This is a genomic window from Agromyces intestinalis (assembly GCF_008365295.1).
Lineage (GTDB): Bacteria > Actinomycetota > Actinomycetes > Actinomycetales > Microbacteriaceae > Agromyces > Agromyces intestinalis.
This window is the reverse complement of record NZ_CP043505.1, coordinates 3,032,156-3,050,273: the sequence shown is the minus strand read 5'-3', so window position 1 is coordinate 3,050,273 and position 18,118 is coordinate 3,032,156. Positions and strand designations below refer to the sequence as shown.

Below are 18,118 nucleotides of genomic sequence, written 5' to 3'. Positions count from 1 at the left end.
GATCAGCTCCCGCCCCCAGTGGTCACGGGCTCATCCTGCCATGAGCCGTACGCCCGCACCGTGTTCGACGCGAGCTGCGCGCACAGTTCGGCGAGGTCGGTGCCGAGCAGTTCGGCCATGAACCGCACCGTGTGCGGCACCAGGTACGGAGCGTTGGGGCGCCCGCGAAGGGGCACCGGCGTCAGGTACGGGGCATCCGTCTCGACCACGATCAGCTCGCGCGGCAGCACCCGCAGCGCCTCGCGCAGGTTGTCGGCGTTCTTGAACGTCACGTTGCCCGCGAACGAGCAGTACCAGCCGGCGTCGGCCGCGGTACGGGCCAGCTCGTCGCCGCCCGAGAAGCAGTGGAACACGGTGCGCTCGGGTGCGCCGACCCGCCGGAGCGTCGCGACCACGTCGTCGTGCGCGTCGCGGTCGTGGATCTGCAGCGCCAGACCATGGCGCTTCGCGATGTCGATGTGCGCCTCGAACGAGCGGAACTGCGCGGGCCGGCCCTGCTCGTCGGTGCGGTAGAAGTCGAGGCCGGTCTCGCCGACCGCGCGCACGCGCGGCCGGGCGGCCAGTTCGTCGATGGCGGCGAGCGCGTCGTCGAGATCGCCGGATGCCTCGAGCTCGGGCGCCTCGTTCGGGTGCAGCGCGACCGCGGCGAGCAGCCGGATGTCGCGGGCCGCCGCCTCGGCCGACCACCGGCTGGTGGCGACATCGGTGCCGACCTGCACCACGCCCGCGATACCCGCCCGCTCGGCCCGATCGAGGTGCTCGGCGACGCTCAACGGCAGCGCCCGCCCGTCGTGCCGGTCGTCGAACTCGAGGTGCGTGTGGTTGTCGTAGACCGGTACGGGCAGCGGCGGCTCCGGTACCGGCGGGTAGCCGCTCCCGTCGGTCACTCCGAGGTCTCCACGCGGGGGAACAGCGCCTCGAGCGGCGCGACCCGGTCGCCGAGCGTCGCCTCGTACGCGCGATCGATGCGCTGGCCCTGCACCGTGCCGGGCGCGCCGAGCGCGGTCCACAGCTTCGCGGTCGCCTTCGGCAGCACCGGCGAGAGCAGCACGGCGAGCGTACCGAGCCCGTGGTAGGCCGTTGCGAGCACGTTCTCGAGCCGTTCGCGGTTCGCCGGGTCCTTCGCGAGCGTCCACGGCTCCTGCACGGTGAGGTACCCGTTCAGTGCGTCGACGAGCTCCCATACGGCCGCGATCGCCTCGTGGATGGCGAGGCGGTCGATCGCCTGCCATGAGGCATCCGTCACCCGTCGTTCGATACTCGCGATCTCGTGGTCGGCGGGCGCGGGCGCGCTCGCCGACGGCACGACGCCGTCACAGTAGCGGGTGATCATCGCGATCACGCGCGACGCGAGGTTGCCGAACCCGTTCGCGAGCTCGGCCTGGTAGCGGGCGGCCATGTCCTCCCACGAGAACGAGCCGTCCTGGCCGAACGAGATCGCCCGCAGGAAGTAGTAGCGGAACGCGTCGGAGCCGAACGTGTCGGTGATCTGCGACGGCGCGATGCCGGTGAGCTTCGACTTCGACATCTTCTCGCCGCCGACCAGCAGCCAGCCGTGGCCGAACACGCCGCGCGGCACCTCGAGGCCCGCAGCCATGAGCATCGCCGGCCAGATCACCGCGTGGAACCGCAGGATGTCCTTGCCGACCAGGTGCTGGGCGGGCCAGCGGCGGCGGAACTCCTCATCGTCTTGGCCGTAGCCGACCGCGGTGATGTAGTTGAGCAGCGCGTCGAACCACACGTAGACCACGTGCGAGTCGTCCCACGGCACCTTCACGCCCCAGTCGAACGTCGATCGCGAGATCGACAGGTCGTCGAGGCCCTGCTTGACGAACGAGACGACCTCGTTGCGCGCCGACTCGGGCTGCACGAATTCGGGCCGCTCATCGTAGAGCGCGAGCAGCCGGTCGGCGAACGCCGACATGCGGAAGAAGTAGTTCTTCTCGTGCAGCAGCTCGACGGGCTTCGAGTGGATCGTGCACACGGGCTGGCCCTCGTACTCACCGGTGCCGGGCTCGAGCTGCGCCTCGGTCTTGTACTCCTCGCAGCCCACGCAGTAGTAGCCCTCGTACTCGCCGGTGTAGATGTGCCCGTCGTCGTAGAGCTTCTGCAGGAACTTCTGCACGTTCTGCTCGTGACGCTCGTCGGTGGTGCGGATGAAGTCGTCGTTGGCGATGTCGATCGTCTCGAGCAGCGGCTTCCACGCGTCGGCGACGAGCTGGTCGGCCCACTGCTTCGGGGTCACGTCGTTGGCCGTCGCCGTGCGCAGGATCTTCTGCCCGTGCTCGTCGGTGCCGGTGAGCATCCACGCGTCCTCGCCGGCCTGGCGGTGCCAGCGCGCGAGCACGTCGGCGGCCACCTCGGTGTACGCGTGGCCGATGTGGGGCACGTCGTTGACGTAGAAGATGGGCGTGGTGATGTAGAACGAGCGGCCGTCGGGCATCCCTACATTCTAAAGGCGGGCGGATGCCTGTTACTCCGAGTCGTTGGAGGCGCGCTCCTCCCGGTGCCGGCGACGCACGCTGCCATCGGCGATCGCGGCGGGCACCTGCTCGGTCACCTCCATGTGCTCGTGCGGGGTCGGCACGCCCAGCGTGACATCCTGCTCCTTCAGATCGGGTTCGTGCGAGCGCTGCGCGGGGTAATCGACGACCCGCATGCCGAGCACGATCTTGCCCGGAGCGTCGCGGCGGTCGAGGGTGCGGTAGGCATCGGCGACGTGGTCGAGCGGCACGATGTCGGCGATCGGCAGGCGCACGCGGTGGTCGGCGATCGCCCGCGCCACGCGCGCGAGCGCGACCCGGTCGCCGGGCTCGATGATCGACGCACGACCGCCCTCGACGGCGGCGTGGTCGAGGGTCGTCAGCACCCGTGACGGGGCGACCCCGAGCTCTGCGGCCGCGTCGGCCTCGCCGCCCAGGAAGTCGAGGAACGCCGTCACCGGCCCGGCCGCCGCCGCCCGCACCCGCTCGGCGAGGCCGTGCCCGTAGCCGACCGGAATCACCCCGAACTGCCGCAGGAAGTCGAACCGCGAATCGGCCGTGACGCCCACGACGGTCGCGCCGTGCAGTCGGGCGAACTGCGCCGCGAGGCATCCGACCCCGCCCGCCGCCGCGGTCACGACGACCGTGTCGCGGTCGCCCAGTCCGAGCGACTCGACCGCCTGCCAGGCCGTGGTGCCCGCGACCGGCAACGCCGCGGCGACCTCCCACGGAACCTCGACCGGCCGGTGCACGAGCACCTCGGCCGGGGCGACGACGTGGGTGGCGTGCGCGCCCGCGTCGACGATGCCGATCACCTCGTCGCCGCGCGCGACCCGGTCGACCCCGTCGCCGACCGCGACGACCACGCCGGCGAACTCGCGACCCGATCGCGCCGGCAGGTCGGGCAGCCGCCCCTCGGGCGCCTCGCCGCGGCGCGCGACGCTCTCGGCCGGGTTGATGCCCGACGCGAACACCTCGACGACGACCTCACCGGCACCCGGTTCGGGCGTGTCCACCTCGACGACCTCGAGCACCTCGGGTGCCCCGAAGCTCGAATAGCGCACTGCGTGGCTCATCTCGCACCTCCGGCACGCGGCGAAGCCGGCGCTTCGACGCGCACCTCCATTGTCCTCCTCCGTGACCGATGCGGCAGGGGGTGGACACGGCACGGGGTCAGTGCGCGTGCGGCTTCCGAGCGGCGAGCGCAGCCTCGTACAGTTCGCGGCGGCTGACGCCGGTGGCCGCCGCGACGTCGGCCGCGGCATCCTTCAGCCGCACCCCGGATGCCTCGAGCTCGAGCACGCGCGCGAGCGCCGACGCCGGATCGGAGACGGGCTCGGGCGCCCCGCCCACGACGATGCAGATCTCGCCGCGCACCCCGCCCTCGGCCCACCCGGCGAGTTCGCCGAGCGGCCCGCGGCGCACCTCTTCATGCAGCTTCGTCAGCTCGCGGCACACCGCGGCGGGGCGGTCGGCGCCGAACGCCTCGGCGAGCGCGGCCAATGACACGGCGAGCCGGCTCGGCGCCTCGAAGAAGATGAGCGTCCGTCGGTCGGTCGCCAGCTCCGCGAGGCAGCGCGTGCGCTCGCCCGCCTTGCGCGGCAGGAACCCCTCGAACGCGAACCGGTCGGTGGGCAGCCCCGACAGGGCGAGCGCGGTCACCGGCGCGCTCGGCCCGGGGATGCAGGTCACCTCGACGCCCGCGGCGACCGCCGCCTGCACGAGCGGGAAGCCAGGATCCGAGACCGTCGGCATGCCCGCGTCGGTGAGCATGAGCAGGTCGGCATCGCGCGCGAGCTCGACCAGCTCGGCCGCCCGCTGCCGCTCGTTGTGCTCGTGCAGCGCGATGAGGCGCGGCCGGTTCGCGATGCCGAGCCCCGCCAGCAGACGCTGCGTCACGCGGGTGTCCTCGGATGCCACGGTGCCGGCGTCCTCGAGGGCCTGCCGAAGCCGCACCGACGCATCGCCGAGGTTGCCGATCGGGGTCGCTCCGAGGATGATCATGCTCCCAGTCTGGTCCACCCGGTGATCTGGCTTAGGGTAAGGCGCATGACTGCGTCCGACGCCGCCCCGAGCGCGGCGCCGCCCGAGGCATCCGAACCGGTCGTCGAAGCCGAAGTCGAAGCCGAACCCGAGCCCCGCGGCACCCGCCTCGACCGTTGGTGGGCGCGCATGCTCTCGACGCCGCGCCGGCGCGCGCTGTGGATGTGGGGCGGGCCGATCGCCGTCGCACTGCTGGCCGCCGTGCTGCGGTTCTGGAACCTCGGCCACCCGCAGACGCTGGTCTTCGACGAGACGTACTACGTGAAGGACGCATGGTCGCTCTGGCATCGCGGCTACGAGGCGGCCTGGCCGTCGGACTTCGACGAACGGTTCGCCGACGGCGACACCATGGCGTTCTACACGAGCCCCGCCTACGTCGTGCACCCTCCGCTCGGCAAGTGGCTGCTCGGCCTCGGCATGGCGCTGTTCGGCGCCGGCGACGCGTTCTGGTGGCGGGCCGCGACCGCGCTCGCCGGCACGCTGGCGGTGCTCGTGCTCACGCTCGTGGCGCGACGGCTGTTCGCCTCGACACTGCTGGCCGTGATCGCAGGCCTCCTGTTCGCGGTCGACGGCAACGCCATCGTGATGAGCCGGGTCGCTCTGCTCGACACCTGGCTGATGCTGCTGCTGCTCGTCGGGTTCTGGTTCGTGCTGCTCGACCGCGACCGCAGCGCAGGGCTGCTGGCCAGGCGGGTCGCGAATCGCAGGCTCGACGGCGTCGACCCGCACTACGGTCCGGCGCTGTGGGCCCGACCGTGGGTCGTGGCGGCCGGCGCCGCGTTCGGCGCCGCGTGTGCGGTCAAGTGGTCGGGCATCTGGTTCGTCGCCGCGTTCGGCATCTACCTCGTCGCCGTCGACGCGGTCGCCCGCCGACGCGAGGGGCTGCCGCTGTGGCTGAGCGGGGCGCTGCTCAAGCAGGGTCCGGTGACGTTCGTGCTGTTCGTGCCGATCGCGGTCGTCGTGTACCTCGCGTCGTGGACGGGCTGGCTCGTCACCGACGGCGGCTACTACCGCGACTGGGCGACCCAGCTCGGCAACACCGCGACCGGCGGATTCGCGTGGGTGCCGCTCGCCCTGCAGAGCCTCTGGCACTACCACGAGGCCGCGTACTCGTTCCATCTCGGGGTGCACAGTCCGCACCCGTGGCAGGCGAACCCGCTGACCTGGCTCGTCATGGGCCGGCCCACCAACATGTACTTCCGCGAGGTCGACTGCGGCGACGGCGGAACCTGCGTCGAGTCGATCATGGGCATCGGCAACGCCCTCATCTGGTGGGCGGCCGCGGCAGCCGTGCTGTACCTCGTCTACCGGCTGGCCAGGTATCGCGAATGGCAGGTCGGCGCCGTGCTGCTCGGGCTCGCGGCCGGGTACCTGCCGTGGCTGATGTACCCCGAGCGCACGGTGTTCACGTTCTACACGATCGCGTTCCAGCCCTATACGACGCTGGCGCTCGTGTTCGTGCTGGGGCTGGTCCTCGGCTCGCGCGATGACCCGACCTGGCGACGCACACGCGGAATCGCGGTGGTCGGGATCTACCTGTTCTGGGTGCTCGCGGTGTCGGTGTTCTTCTACCCGCTGTGGGCGGGCATCCCGATCGACCCGACTCTGCGCCAGCTGCACTTCTGGCTGCCCAGCTGGGGCTGAACCGGCAGGAGGCAGACGGTTCAGCCGAGGCGGGTCGCGTCGAGGATGATGCGGCCGTGCGCCTGCCCCGCCTCGAAACGCCGCACCGCGTCGGCGGCGGCCGACATCGGCATCACGCCGTCGATGATCGGCGTGACCCGGCCGTCGCGCACCAGTCGGCCGAGCGCCGCGAGGTCGGCGCCGTCGCGCCTGGCCGCCAGCACCCGCAGGTGCCGGCGGGTGGCGAGGTCACGTGCGCCGACGGCCGCGATTCTCGGCAGCGGGCCGAGCGTGCGCCCGCCGGCACCGGTCGATGACACGAGCGTGCCCCGCGGCGCGAGCCGGGTCATGAGGTCGGCGAGCGTGCGATGCCCGGTCAGGTCGACGATGAGGTCGAAGCCCACGCCGTAGTCGACGCCGGGGTGCAGCCGGTCGGCGACGTGCTCGGCGCCGGCCTGCTGCACCAGCCCGAGCCGCGCGGTGGACGCCGTGCCGGTGACCCGCGCGCCGTGCGCGGCCGCGATCGCGACCGCGAGCAGGCCGACGTTGCCCGAAGCCCCGGTGACCAGCACCTTCCTGCCGTCGAGGGGGGTGAGATCCCGGTCGGATGCCGCGGCTCCCGCCAACCCCATCCGCAGTGCCTGCATCGCGGTCACCCCGGGCAGCGGCAGCGCCGCCGCCTGCACGAGGTCGATCCCACGCGGAATGCGCGCCGCGGCCTGCGCCGGCAGCACGGCGAACTCGGCCCACGCGGCATCCGACTCGCCGTGGATCCGATCGCCGAGCGCGAGATCGGTGACGCCCTCGCCGACCGCGGTGACGGTTCCGGCGATGTCGCGCCCGAGCACCGGCTGCGACGGCCGCCCGATGCCGAACGCCGCCCGTGCGATGCGCGGTTCGCCGCGCAGCATGAATGCGTCGGCCGCGTTGACCGCGCTCGTCGCGACGCGCACGACCACCTCCCCGGCACCGGGAACGGGCTCGTGCACGTCGGCGACCTCGAGTCGCTCGGGTCCGCCGTACCGGCGGCGAACGACGGCCCTCATCGCGCGGCTCCTGCCATCGCCACCACGACGGCGCCGACCTTGCGGTGCGTGTCCACCCGCGCGTGCGCCTCGGCGATCCGCTCGAACGGCACGACGCGATCGATCACCGGCACGAATGCGCCCTGCTCGACGAGCTCGCAGAGCAGCCGAAGGTCGTCGCGCTTCCGCGCCACCGGCAGCAGGCCGGTGAAGGAGATCGCCGCACGACGTCGACCGAACAGCCGAGAAAGCGGCATGAGCGCGAGCACGCCGAACGAGGGCACCGTCGTCGCGTACACCCCACGGCGCGTGAGCGACCGGCGGCAGCGACCGAAGCTCGAGGCGCCGACTGCGTCGAAGACGGCGTCGTACGCGTCGCGGGCGTCGATGAAGCGCTCGGCCGTGTAGTCGATCACTCGGTCGGCGCCGAGCGCGCGGACTCGATCGACGTTGGGCGTGCTCGTCACGGCGGTGACGCGCGCGCCCATCCAGCGTGCGAGCTGAACCGCCGTCGAACCCACCGCACCGGATGCCCCGTTGACGAGCACCTCGTCGCCAGGCCGGACTCCGCACGTGTCGCGCAGGAACGGCAGCGCCGTGAGGAAGCCCTCGATCGCGGCGACGGCCTCGACGTCGTCCAGCGACGACGGCGTCGGCAGCACCACGCCACCGGCGGACACGATCGCGAACTCGGCGTTCCCACCGCCGTTCGGCCCGGTGAACCCGAACACGCGGTCGCCGATGACGAGGGATGCACCCGGCCCGACCGCGTCGACCGCTCCGGCGAAGTCGGTGCCGAGCACCTCGCGCCGGGGCCGGCGGAGCCCGAAGAAGAGCCGCGCGAACCAGGGTGAGCCCGAGCGCCCGGCGGCGTCGGCTGATCCGACGACGGAGGTGTGCACCCGAACCCGCACCTCACCGGGTCCGGGTTCGGGGAGCGGCCGCTCGGCGAGGTGCACGACCTCGGGCGGCCCGTAGCGTTCGAAGACGGCGGCGAGCACGGTCAGTCCTCCTGGGTTTCGTGGGATTCGCGCGGTTCGTGCGGCTCGGGGTACTGGAACACATCGTCGACGCCGACCCCGAAGACGCGGGCGATCTGGAACGCGAGCTCGAGCGACGGCGAGTACCGCCCCTGCTCGATGGCGATGACGGTCTGGCGGGTGACGCCGATGCGGCGGGCGAGTTCGGCCTGGGTCATCTCGTCGGCAGCGAACCGCAGGGCGCGGATCGAGTTCACGACGTGGGTCGGCTTCACCATTCCTGGAACCCGCCCCGACGGTAGGCGACGAGCTTGGTCACCGACGAGAGGATCGCCGAGAGCACGAAGCAGAGGTAGATGGCGTTCGCGATCCAGAACCAGTCGACGCTGAACCAGCAGAGGACGAGCGCCGCGATCGCGCCGATCACGATGAAGGAGTTGCCGACGCGATCGCCGGTGCGCTCGATCTCTCGATCGCGCGCGTCCGCGCCCATCCGTTCGCTCGGCGCCACGATCTCGACCAGGATGCGCGCGACGATGCCGGCGACGATCGCGCCGCCGATCGTCCACACCATCGGCCAGACGTAGTCGACGTCGCCGATCGGCGCGACCACGAGACGCGGCAGCAGCAGCCCGAGGTACACCCCATACCCGATGATCGCGATGGCCAGGAACGACCACACGCCCTTCTCCTCGTACGACATGCGCGGCCCCCTCGGCATCGACGAAGTCAAGAATCTTTGACACGCTGAACGTAAACCAAACCCGACAACATGTCAAGCATTCTTGACACGAGTGATGGACCTCAGCTCCAAGGACGATTCACGCGAGCAAGGCCCCCGCAACAGCGGTGCAGTCGCGCAGATCGACCTTGCTCGCCAAGGCAGCTAGTGCGCGCCGTCGACGAACTTCAGGCCGACGACGCAGCCGATGAGGCCGGCGATGAGGGCGAGCTTCAGCCACGAGACATCCGTCTCGCCCGCGATCATCGCCCACACCACCGTGAGCGCCGCGCCGATGCCGACCCAGACCGCGTACGCGGTGCCGGTCGGGATGTCGCGCATCGCCCACGCCAGACCGCCCATCGACAGGGCCAGCGCGCCGAAGAACACCACCGACGGCCAGAGCTTCGTGAAGCCCTCCGATTTACCGAGCGCGGTCGCCCAGACCGCCTCGAGTACGCCCGACAGGATGAGCACGACCCACGACATGACGACCACTCCGATCGCCAGTCTTGTCGCGCTCCGGGTACTGGGTGCCCTCGTCCGGCGTCGCACGGTCGCGACGTGCCCTCACGCTACCAAGCGGGTCTGATCAGGCGCTGTGCAGTCGGGCGCTGTGCCGGGCTTCGTCGATTCCGCGCTGATCGCGAGCGCAGCGGATGCCGCGCAGCGGGTCGGCAGGATCCCGACGCGGAACGGCAGTCGTGGCATCCGGTCGCCGCGCGTCGCGGCGCATGATGGAGGCATGGACCTCCCCATCGACACCGCCCTCATCGTGATCGACGTGCAGCAGGGCTTCGACGACCCGGTCTGGGGCGCGCGGGACAACCCCGATGCCGAGGCGAACATCGGCCGCCTCGTCGACGCCTGGGCGGCCGCCGGGCGGCCGATCGTGCTCGTGCGGCACGACTCGATCGAGGCGGGCTCGCCGCTGACGGCGGGCACGCCCGGCAACGCCCTGAAGGATGTGGTGGCGGATGCCCCGCACGACCTCTTCGTGACGAAGCACGTGAACTCCGCCTTCTACGGACAGCCCGATCTGCACGGCTGGCTCTCGGCTCGGGGCATCCGCTCGCTCGTGATCTGCGGCATCCAGACGAACATGTGCGTCGAGACCACCGCCCGCATGGCCGGCAACCTCGGCTACGAGGTGGCGCTGCCGCTCGACGCGACGCACACGTTCGACCTCGAGGGGCCCGGCGGCGTGCGCCTGGCCGCCGCCGAGCTCGCGCGCGCGACCGCGGTGAATCTGCAGGGCGGCGGGTTCGCCGAGGTCGTGACGACCGACGCGCTCGTCGGGTAGCAGCGGGCTCCTGCTACGGTTTCGGGTCGCGCGCGTCGTACGCGCGGAAGCTCGGCAGCACGCGCAGCAGCACCGCGAGGATCGCCATGATCGCCAGCCCGCCGAGCACCGGCGGGAACCAGAGCGCGACGAGCGAAGCGAGCACGCCCGCGTAGAGGTCGCCGATGCGCGGGCCGCCCGTGACGACGACGGTGAAGACCCCCTGCAACCGGCCGCGCATCTCGTCGGGCGCCGCGGTGAGCAGCATCGTGGAACGGAAGATCGCGCTCACCTCGTCGGAGGCCCCGGTGCCGGCGAGCGCGATCGCGGCGAGCACGAGCGCCACGACGTTCGCCTGCCCCCACTCGGGGCCGACCGGCCCGAACCATCCGGTCTGCATGGCGGCGAGCACCGCGCCGAAGGCGGCGACGAACGCGCCGTAGACGATGATCGCGCGACCGATCGCGATGCCGAAGCGGTGCACCCGCGCGACCGGGCCCGAGAACACGCCGGTGAGGAAGGTGCCGACGGCCGCCGCGGCGGTCAGTACGCCCACCGTGACGGGCCCGCCGCCGATGACGGTCGCGCCGACCGCGGGCAGCAGCACGAACGGCCGACCGAAGCTCATCGCGACGATGTCGACGAGGAAGCTCGCGCGGATGTTCGGCGCCTGCCGCAGGAATGCCACCCCGTCGCGAAGCGACTCCCATCCGGGCCGGGCCGTGCGGCTGAGCGGCCGCAGCTTCGGCAGGCCGAGGATACCGAGGAATCCGGCGGTGAACAGCACCGCGTCGACCGCGAACGTGAGCGGCAACCCGATCGTGGCGACGAGCACGCCGGCGAGCGCGGGGCCGGCCGTGAGCTGGATGCCGCCCGAGATGCCGCCGAGCGCGCTCGCGCGCGACACGTACGCCGCCGGCAAGAGGCGCGGGTACACCGAGAACCGGGTGGCGCCGCTGATCGTCGCGGCGACCGAGTTCACCGTCGTGACGAGGTAGAACGGCCACACCTCGCCGCGTCCGCCATCGGCCGCGAGCGCCGCGTCGACCGCCGAGAGCACGACGAGCGCGATCGTCGAGGCCCAGCCGACCAGCGACGACACGATGAGCACGAGCCGGCGATCGAAGGCGTCGGCGAGCATGCCGCCCCACACGCCCGCGACGATCATCGGCACGAGCGCGAGCCCGCCGACGAGCGCGACGGCGAACGTCGACGACGTCATCGCGTAGATCTGCAGGCCCACAGCGACCACGGTGAGGTGCGCGCCGATCCCCGAGATCGAGGTGCCGATCCACAGTCGGGCGAACGCCGGCGAGATGCGCAACGGCGAGAGGTCGACGAACCGGCGACGCGGGGGCGCCAGTTCGGCCGAGTCGGGTGCAGGGTCGGTCTCGGCGTCGGTCTCGGCAGGGCTCACGAGCAACCATCGTAGGTTCGACCTCGACGCCGACGGTCATGCCCGAGACGGACGCGACCCCGCGACGGCCGCCCCTAGGCTGGCGCGATGCGAACCGTTCGAGTCGTCGTCCCCGCTCTCATCGCCGTCGTCGGGTGGTTCGCGAGCGGAGCACTGGCCGACCTCGGCATGGCGTCGACGTTGCGCACGTTCACTCGGCTCGCACGGCTGCTGGCACCCGACACCCTGCCGGTCGGCATCACGGCGCCGACGCCGTGGAACGCCGTCGTCGGCCTCGCGACCGCGGTCGCGATCGGCGGGCTGTTCGTGCTGCTGTGCGCGCTGTTCGGGGTGCAGCGCGGGGTGACGGGCTTCGCAGCCGCGTGGGCGGCCGCGGCCGTGGCGGGCACCGTCGTGGCCGGCCTGCCGCTCGCATTCGCGCTGGCCGAGTCGGTCTTCCGCGACCCCGCGACGCCCCTGCTCACGATGGACCTCGCCGCGACCGGCGCGTACTGGGGCGTGCTGTGGGGCTGGATGCCGGCGCTCGCGGCGGCGCTGTGTTCGCCACGGGTCGCGGCCGCCCCCGCGCCTCGACCCCATCCGGTGCTCGTCGCCGTTGCGGCCGGCACCTCCGCGATCGGCCTCGTGGGTCTCGCGGTCGTCTCACCCGTCGCGGATGCCGCGTGGCACGCGCGGATCTCCGCCGAGGCCGCAGCGGCGGCGGCCTCGGTCGACGAGGCGACCCAGCCGGTCGAGGGCATCGCGATCCCCGAGGTCGCGCCCGGTGACTGGCGGATCGACCCGACCTGGTGCACCGAGAACCAGCTCGTGTTCACGGCGGCGCATCCCGACGCGGCGACCGGCCACCGCGGCATGCGGGTCACGGCGACCAACGTGTCCACCGCGCCGTGCACGATCGACGGCTACCCCGACCTCGCCTTCAGCGACCCCGTCACGAACGGCTTCGAGGTGCGGGTGCTGCACGGGTCGGGCATGCTCGGCGAACCCGATGCCGGCGCCGTGGCGATCGACCTCGCCCCGGGCGGCACCGCCGAGGTCGATCTCACGTGGGACGCCCAGGCGCGCAGCGACCGCGACCCCGCCGGATTCCTGCACATCGCCGCCTACCCCGGCGCGGTGCGGCAGCTCGTGCCGATCGACACCGACATCACGGGCGGCGAGGTCGAGGTGACCGCCTGGCGGCTGCCCGCGGGGGATCCGGCCGCAGCCGACCAGGGCGCCGGCTGAGGCCGACGGCCGTCGAGGCATCCGTGTCGTCGCGTGACGACCTGCGGGCGTCGCGCCCGCCGCGCGCGGATACCCTGAACGGCATGGCAGACCGCGAATACGGCTTCAAGACGCGTGCGATCCACGCCGGCAACATCCCCGATGCGGTGACGGGCGCACGCGCCCTCCCGATCTACCAGTCGACGGCCTTCGTGTTCGACGACACGGCCGATGCCGCCGCCCGGTTCGCTCTGCAGAAGTACGGCAACATCTACTCGCGGCTCGCGAACCCCACGGTCGCGAGCTTCGAAGAGCGCGTGGCGAGCCTCGAGGGCGGCCTCGGCGCGGTCGCGACCGCGAGCGGGCTGAGCGCGCAGTACATCACCTTCGCCTCGCTCGTCGGCGCGGGCGACCACATCGTCGCGTCGTCGCAGCTCTACGGCGGTTCGATCACCCAGTTGGATGTCACGCTCCGCCGATTCGGCGTCGAGACCACGTTCGTCGCCGGCACCGACGCCGACGACTACGCGGCCGCCATCCGCGACAACACGAAGGCGCTGTTCGTCGAGACCATCGCGAACCCCTCGGGCGAGATCGCCGACCTCGAGGCGCTCGCCGACGTCGCGCACGCGCACGGCATCCCGTTCATCGTCGACTCGACCATCGCGACGCCGTACCTCAACCGCCCGATCGAGTGGGGCGCCGACATCGTCACCCACTCGGCGACGAAGTTCCTCGGCGGGCACGGCACGACGCTCGGCGGCGTGGTCGTCGAGAGCGGCCGGTTCCACTGGCACTCCGAGAAGTTCCCGCTGTTCGGCGAGCCGGTGCCCAGCTACGGCGGCCTCGAGTGGAGCGGCAACTTCGGCGAGTACGCATTCCTCACGCGCCTGCGCGCAGAACAGCTGCGCGACATCGGCCCCGTGCTGCCGGCGCACTCCGCGTTCCTGCTCGCGCAGGGCGTCGAGACGCTGCCGTACCGCATCCAGGCCCACGTCGACAACGCCCGAGTGGTCGCCGAGTGGCTCGAGCAGGACGCACGTGTCGAGCGCGTGTTCTGGGCGGGCCTGCCGAACCACCAGCACCACGAACGCGCGCAGAAGTACCTTCCGCAGGGCCCGGGCTCGGTGTTCAGCTTCGAGGTGAAGGGCGGCCGCGAGGTCGGTCAGAAGCTCATCGAGTCGGTCGACCTCGCCAGCCACGTCGCGAACATCGGCGACGCGAAGACGCTCATCATCCACCCGGCGTCGACCACGCACGCCCAGCTCACCGAGCAGCAGCTCGTCGACGCGGGCGTGCTGCCCGGCGTCATCCGTCTCTCCGTCGGCCTCGAAGACGCCGACGACATCATCTACGATCTCGATCAGGCCCTCGCCCAGGCCACCGGGCAGGGCCAGGCAACGGGAGGCACGCGATGACCGACACGCTGACCACTGAGGTCGCCGACACCACCGAGACCGTTCGACTCGCGAACGGCCTGTCCTGCGAGCTGCCGGCCAGTTCGCCGCTCGCGAAGCTGCTGCGCTCGCAGCGCACCTGGGTGGGCCCCGATGCGAAGCAGCGCCTGCGCATCCTGAACGCGGCGAAGTCGGTCGCGATCGTCGGCGCCTCGCCGAACCCGACCCGCTCGAGCTACTTCGTCGGCACCTACCTGCAGCAGTCGAGCGACTTCCGGTTGTATTTCGTGAACCCGAACGCGGCCGAGATCCTCGGCCAGCCCGCGTACGCGTCGCTGAAAGATCTGCCCGAGGTGCCCGACATCGTCGTGGTGTTCCGTCGCGGCAGCGACATCCCGCAGGTGGTCGACGAGGTCGTCGCCGCCGGCGCGAAGACGATCTGGGTGCAGCTGGGCATCTGGAACCAGGATGCCGCGTACTACGGCGAGCAGCAGGGGCTCACGGTCGTCATGGATCGCTGCATCAAGGTCGAGCACGCCCGGTTCCACGGCGGTCTGCACCTGCTCGGCTTCGACACCGGGCAGATCACGAGCCGCAAGACGATCCGATAGCGCGGATACGCCGCACGGCTCTTCCGGCCGCGGCGATAGGCTCGACGGGTGCCGACCGATCACCGGGGACTCCGCGTCGCGCTCCTCGGGCCCGTGCTCATCGAGGGTCGCGACGGCGTGCTCGTCGAACCCGTCGGCGTGCTCGGCAAGGCGCTCGTCGTCGCCCTCGCCGACCCGTCCGGAACCGGTGTCGGGCGCACCCACGGCGTCGACGCGATCGTCGAGACGGTGTGGGGCGACGACCCGCCACGCAACGTGAGGCCCGCACTGCAGACGCTGGTGTCGCGTCTGCGTGCGGCGAGCGCTGACGACGTCATCGCGTCGCGCCCGGGCGGGTACGCGCTCGCGATCGAGCCGAGCGAACTCGATACGGCACGCGCCCGCGCGCTCGGTCAGGAGGCGGCGGGCTTCGCGCGCGATGGCCGGTTCGACGACGCGATCGGATGCCTCGACGAGGCCCTCGCGCTCTGGCGCGGCGAACCCGGCGTCGACCTGGGCGACACGCCCGCCGCCACCGAACTCGCCGAGGCATCCGCCGCGCTGCGGCTGGGCCTGCGCGAACTGCGCGCCCGATGCCTGCTCGACGCGGGCGACCCCGCGGGGGCACTGGCGGAACTCGAGCCGCTCGCGGCGGGGCATCCGCTCGATGAGCATCTGCAGCACACGCGGCTGCGCGCGCTCGCCGCGGCCGGGCGACGCACCGACGCGATCGCGGCGTTCGCGGCGTACCGGGCCGCGCTGCGCGACGAGCTGGGCATCTCACCCGGGCCGTCGCTCGTCGCACTCAACGCCGAGTTGCTGCGCGACGACGGCGACGGGGCATCCGGCGGTTCTGGAACGCCTGCCGCGACGGTCGGGCCATCCGCGCCGCAGCCGCGCACCCGCATCGGGCTGCGTGCCGCGCCCAACCCGCTCATCGGCCGCGACGAAGACGTGGCCCGGCTCGAGTCCCTCCTCGCCCGGCACCGGCTCGTGACGATCCTCGGCACCGGCGGCCTCGGCAAGACCCGCCTCGCGCAGGCGGTCGCTGCACGCTCCGAGGCGCCGGTCGTGGTCGTCGCCGAGCTCGCGAGCATCCGCTCCGACGACGATGTGCCGCTCGCGCTGGCATCGACCCTCGGGATCCGCGAGGCGAGCGCCGCCGGCACGCTCCTCAGCGACCGCGCGCCGCGCCCCGACCTGCGCGAGCGCATCGTCGACCAACTCGGCGAGCAGCCGACGCTGCTCGTCGTCGACAACTGCGAGCAGATCATTCAGGGCGCCGCGACCTTGATCGCCGACCTGCTCGCCGAGGTGCCCGGCCTCACCGTGCTCGCGACGAGCCGCAGCCCCCTCGAGATCGGCGCCGAGCGCACCTACCGCCTCGACCCGCTCGCCGCCGGCGACGGCATCGGCTCGCCGGCGGGGCCGGCCGTGCAGCTGTTCATCGAGCGCGCGCAGGCCGCGCGTCCCGGTGCGGCGCTCCCCGCCGAGCCGATCGCCCGCCTGTGCGAGCGCCTCGACGGACTGCCGCTCGCGATCGAACTGGCCGCGGCGCGCGTCCGCTCGATGAGCGTCGAACAGGTCGAGGCCCGTCTCGGCGACCGGTTCGCGCTGCTCGCCGGTGGCGACCGCTCGGCGCCCGAACGCCAGCGCACCCTCCTTGCCGTCATCGAGTGGAGCTGGGCGCTGCTCAGCGACGCCGAGCGACGAGCGCTGCCGAGGCTCGCCTGGTTCGTCGACGGTTTCGCCCTCGACGCGGCCGAGGCCGTGCTCGACGATCCCGCCGCCGTCGACGTGCTCGAGGGCCTCATCGCGCAGTCGCTGCTCTCGGTGGCCGAAGACTCGACGGGCCGGCCGCGCTACCGCATGCTCGAGACGGTGCGCGAGTTCGGGCAATCGCAGCTCGATGCCGGCGGCAATGAGGCCGCCCTCACGGCCATCGACCGATGGGCGCGGGCGTTCTGCGAGACGACCCTGACCACGCTCCGCGGCCCGGGCCAGATCGAGGGGCTCGCGCGCGTCGCCGCCGAGCAAGACAATCTGGTCGCCATCCTGCGGCGATCCATCGATCGGCGCGACGCGCCGACGCTGGTGGCGGTGTTCGCCTGCCTGGGGTACTTCTGGACGGTCCGAAGCGCCCACTCCGAGATCGTGGCGTTCAGTGCGGCGGTACTCGACGCGACTCGCGGGTTCCGGCCGGCCGCGACCGACGCGACCGCCACCGTCCTCTCGTTCACGCTCGTCGCCGGAACCAATTTCGCGGTCTTCACCATGACCGGCCTCCGCGCGCTCGCACGGCTCCGCGTCGTCGCCCGGCTCGGCCTCCCGCTGCCGCGATGGCTCGATGCCATCTGCGGGTTCGTCCTCGCCGTGCCCGACCTCGAGGCGACGATGCAGCGGGTCGAGGAGATGATCGAGTCCGACGATCCCGAGACCGCGCTGCTCGCGAGCATCGTGCGCACGCAGTTCGCCGAGAACGCCGGCGAGCCCGAGGCCGCGCTCGCCGACGGTCGCCGCGCGCACGCGATCGCCACCGAACTCGGCGACGTGTGGGCGATGGCGATGTCGGCGACGCTGCTCGCCGAGCTCGCCGCACAGGACGGCGACGCCGAGGGCACGCTGCGCTGGGCGATGGAGTCGCGTGCTTCGCTCATCGCGATCGGGGCCACCGAAGACCTGCGCCAGGTCGACTGGCGCATCGCGATCGCGCTGCTCACCGCCGACCGCCCCCTCGAGGCCGCCGAGCGCTTCGACGCCCTGACCGAAGCGGATCCCGCGTTCCCCGACGGGGTGGAGCTGTCGAAGATGGCCGAGCTCGGCCGCGCCGAGCTCGCGCGACTGCAGGGCCGGCAGGATGAGGCGGTCGCGCTTGCTCGCGGCGTCGTCGAGGGGTACACCGACCCGCGGATGCGCTCCTCGCCCTGGTTCCTGCTGACGCTCGCCGGCTTCGTCGCCGGCGGCATGCAGTCAGGATGGCCCGAGGCCGACCTGACCGAGTGGGCCGAGCTGCTCCGCCGCCGCACCGCCGCGATGCTGCGTGCCCGCCCCAACTTCACCGACCGACCGGTGCTCGGCACCACCGCCGCCGGATGGAGCGCGTGGGCTTCGGGGCATCCCGAGCTCGCCGACCGGGCGGCCGAGCTGTTCGCCCTCGCCGAAGCCCTGCGCTCCCGCCAGGACCTGCCCGCCCTTGGCCGCGAGGCGATCGAGCACACCATCTCGCCGAAGCTCGGTGTCGTCCGGCTCGCCGCCGCCCGCGAGCGCGTCGCTGCGATGACCCCCGACGAACAGACGGAACGGGCCCGCGCCCTGATGGCGGAGCCCGTTCCGTCGGGGTGATCGCACGAA

The 18,118-nt window shown here is 72.3% G+C and carries 16 protein-coding genes and 1 riboswitch; of the genes, 6 read left to right on the top strand and 10 right to left on the bottom strand.

Annotated features, from left to right (window positions below; translation table 11 throughout):
* Positions 1-2: 2 nt before the first annotated feature.
* From FLP10_RS13865 to rsmI, 4 genes are all read right to left on the bottom strand, one after another.
* Positions 3-887, bottom strand: coding sequence for a TatD family hydrolase (locus FLP10_RS13865; protein ID WP_149161406.1), 885 nt, complete (start codon positions 885-887; stop codon positions 3-5).
* A complete protein-coding gene (gene metG / locus FLP10_RS13860; RefSeq protein WP_149161405.1) occupies positions 884-2,443 on the bottom strand; it encodes a methionine--tRNA ligase in 1,560 nt (519 codons plus the stop codon). The genes FLP10_RS13865 and metG overlap by 4 nt, the downstream gene beginning before the upstream one ends.
* Before the next feature lie 30 nt (positions 2,444-2,473).
* Positions 2,474-3,559 (bottom strand): NADP-dependent oxidoreductase, encoded by a 1,086-nt coding sequence (locus FLP10_RS13855; RefSeq protein WP_149161404.1) that lies wholly within the window; start codon positions 3,557-3,559, stop codon positions 2,474-2,476.
* A 97-nt stretch (positions 3,560-3,656) separates the two neighbouring features.
* On the bottom strand, positions 3,657-4,487 hold the full coding sequence (gene rsmI, locus FLP10_RS13850) for a 16S rRNA (cytidine(1402)-2'-O)-methyltransferase (protein WP_149161403.1): 831 nt from the start codon (positions 4,485-4,487) through the stop codon (positions 3,657-3,659).
* 45 nt (positions 4,488-4,532) lie between these two features.
* On the opposite strand from rsmI, the gene FLP10_RS13845 reads away from it, so the two are divergent.
* Positions 4,533-6,170, top strand: coding sequence for a dolichyl-phosphate-mannose--protein mannosyltransferase (locus tag FLP10_RS13845; protein WP_149161402.1), 1,638 nt, complete (start codon positions 4,533-4,535; stop codon positions 6,168-6,170).
* A 20-nt stretch (positions 6,171-6,190) separates the two neighbouring features.
* On the opposite strand, the gene FLP10_RS13840 is transcribed toward FLP10_RS13845, so the two are convergent.
* The 5 genes from FLP10_RS13840 to FLP10_RS13820 form a co-directional block, all read right to left on the bottom strand.
* Positions 6,191-7,195 (bottom strand): quinone oxidoreductase family protein, encoded by a 1,005-nt coding sequence (locus FLP10_RS13840; RefSeq protein ID WP_149161401.1) that lies wholly within the window; start codon positions 7,193-7,195, stop codon positions 6,191-6,193.
* Positions 7,192-8,175 (bottom strand): NAD(P)-dependent alcohol dehydrogenase, encoded by a 984-nt coding sequence (locus FLP10_RS13835; protein WP_149161400.1) that lies wholly within the window; start codon positions 8,173-8,175, stop codon positions 7,192-7,194. The genes FLP10_RS13840 and FLP10_RS13835 overlap by 4 nt, the downstream gene beginning before the upstream one ends.
* A 2-nt stretch (positions 8,176-8,177) precedes the next feature.
* A complete protein-coding gene (locus FLP10_RS13830; protein WP_149161399.1) occupies positions 8,178-8,432 on the bottom strand; it encodes a helix-turn-helix transcriptional regulator in 255 nt (84 codons plus the stop codon).
* Complete coding sequence (locus tag FLP10_RS13825) at positions 8,426-8,857, bottom strand: hypothetical protein (protein ID WP_149161398.1); 432 nt, start codon at positions 8,855-8,857, stop codon at positions 8,426-8,428. Before FLP10_RS13825 ends, FLP10_RS13830 begins: the two co-directional genes overlap by 7 nt.
* 183 nt (positions 8,858-9,040) lie before the next feature.
* Positions 9,041-9,364 (bottom strand): DMT family transporter, encoded by a 324-nt coding sequence (locus FLP10_RS13820; protein WP_149161397.1) that lies wholly within the window; start codon positions 9,362-9,364, stop codon positions 9,041-9,043.
* Between the two features lie 13 nt (positions 9,365-9,377).
* Positions 9,378-9,444, bottom strand: a riboswitch (guanidine-III (ykkC-III) riboswitch).
* A gap of 176 nt (positions 9,445-9,620) precedes the next feature.
* On the opposite strand from FLP10_RS13820, the gene FLP10_RS13815 reads away from it, so the two are divergent.
* Positions 9,621-10,178, top strand: coding sequence for a cysteine hydrolase family protein (locus FLP10_RS13815; RefSeq protein WP_149161396.1), 558 nt, complete (start codon positions 9,621-9,623; stop codon positions 10,176-10,178).
* A 13-nt stretch (positions 10,179-10,191) separates the two neighbouring features.
* On the opposite strand, the gene FLP10_RS13810 is transcribed toward FLP10_RS13815, so the two are convergent.
* Complete coding sequence (locus FLP10_RS13810; protein ID WP_246150029.1) at positions 10,192-11,574, bottom strand: MFS transporter; 1,383 nt, start codon at positions 11,572-11,574, stop codon at positions 10,192-10,194.
* 87 nt (positions 11,575-11,661) lie between these two features.
* Between FLP10_RS13810 and FLP10_RS13805 the strand changes: the two genes are divergently transcribed.
* The 4 genes from FLP10_RS13805 (at position 11,662) to FLP10_RS13790 (ending at position 18,109) form a co-directional block, all read left to right on the top strand.
* Positions 11,662-12,801: a DUF4232 domain-containing protein gene (locus FLP10_RS13805; protein ID WP_149161395.1), complete on the top strand. Its 1,140-nt coding sequence runs from the start codon at positions 11,662-11,664 to the stop codon at positions 12,799-12,801.
* An 83-nt stretch (positions 12,802-12,884) separates the two neighbouring features.
* Positions 12,885-14,198: an O-acetylhomoserine aminocarboxypropyltransferase/cysteine synthase family protein gene (locus tag FLP10_RS13800; protein WP_149161394.1), complete on the top strand. Its 1,314-nt coding sequence runs from the start codon at positions 12,885-12,887 to the stop codon at positions 14,196-14,198.
* Positions 14,195-14,788, top strand: coding sequence for a CoA-binding protein (locus tag FLP10_RS13795; protein WP_149161393.1), 594 nt, complete (start codon positions 14,195-14,197; stop codon positions 14,786-14,788). The genes FLP10_RS13800 and FLP10_RS13795 overlap by 4 nt, the downstream gene beginning before the upstream one ends.
* A 48-nt stretch (positions 14,789-14,836) precedes the next feature.
* Positions 14,837-18,109 carry an AfsR/SARP family transcriptional regulator gene (locus FLP10_RS13790; RefSeq protein ID WP_149161392.1) on the top strand — a complete coding sequence of 1,091 codons (3,273 nt, stop codon included), beginning with the start codon at positions 14,837-14,839 and terminating at the stop codon, positions 18,107-18,109.
* Positions 18,110-18,118: the final 9 nt, after the last annotated feature.

What these genes read in the sequence shown, in the direction of transcription:
- metG (WP_149161405.1), bottom strand. Translation starts at nt 2,443, where the DNA reads ATGCCCGACGGCCGCTCGTTCTACATCACCACGCCCATCTTCTACGTC.
- FLP10_RS13855 (WP_149161404.1), bottom strand. Translation starts at nt 3,559, where the DNA reads ATGAGCCACGCAGTGCGCTATTCGAGCTTCGGGGCACCCGAGGTGCTC.
- rsmI (WP_149161403.1), bottom strand. Translation starts at nt 4,487, where the DNA reads ATGATCATCCTCGGAGCGACCCCGATCGGCAACCTCGGCGATGCGTCG.
- FLP10_RS13845 (WP_149161402.1), top strand. Translation starts at nt 4,533, where the DNA reads ATGACTGCGTCCGACGCCGCCCCGAGCGCGGCGCCGCCCGAGGCATCC.
- FLP10_RS13840 (WP_149161401.1), bottom strand. Translation starts at nt 7,195, where the DNA reads ATGAGGGCCGTCGTTCGCCGCCGGTACGGCGGACCCGAGCGACTCGAG.
- FLP10_RS13830 (WP_149161399.1), bottom strand. Translation starts at nt 8,432, where the DNA reads ATGGTGAAGCCGACCCACGTCGTGAACTCGATCCGCGCCCTGCGGTTC.
- FLP10_RS13825 (WP_149161398.1), bottom strand. Translation starts at nt 8,857, where the DNA reads ATGTCGTACGAGGAGAAGGGCGTGTGGTCGTTCCTGGCCATCGCGATC.
- FLP10_RS13820 (WP_149161397.1), bottom strand. Translation starts at nt 9,364, where the DNA reads ATGTCGTGGGTCGTGCTCATCCTGTCGGGCGTACTCGAGGCGGTCTGG.
- FLP10_RS13815 (WP_149161396.1), top strand. Translation starts at nt 9,621, where the DNA reads ATGGACCTCCCCATCGACACCGCCCTCATCGTGATCGACGTGCAGCAG.
- FLP10_RS13805 (WP_149161395.1), top strand. Translation starts at nt 11,662, where the DNA reads ATGCGAACCGTTCGAGTCGTCGTCCCCGCTCTCATCGCCGTCGTCGGG.
- FLP10_RS13800 (WP_149161394.1), top strand. Translation starts at nt 12,885, where the DNA reads ATGGCAGACCGCGAATACGGCTTCAAGACGCGTGCGATCCACGCCGGC.
- FLP10_RS13795 (WP_149161393.1), top strand. Translation starts at nt 14,195, where the DNA reads ATGACCGACACGCTGACCACTGAGGTCGCCGACACCACCGAGACCGTT.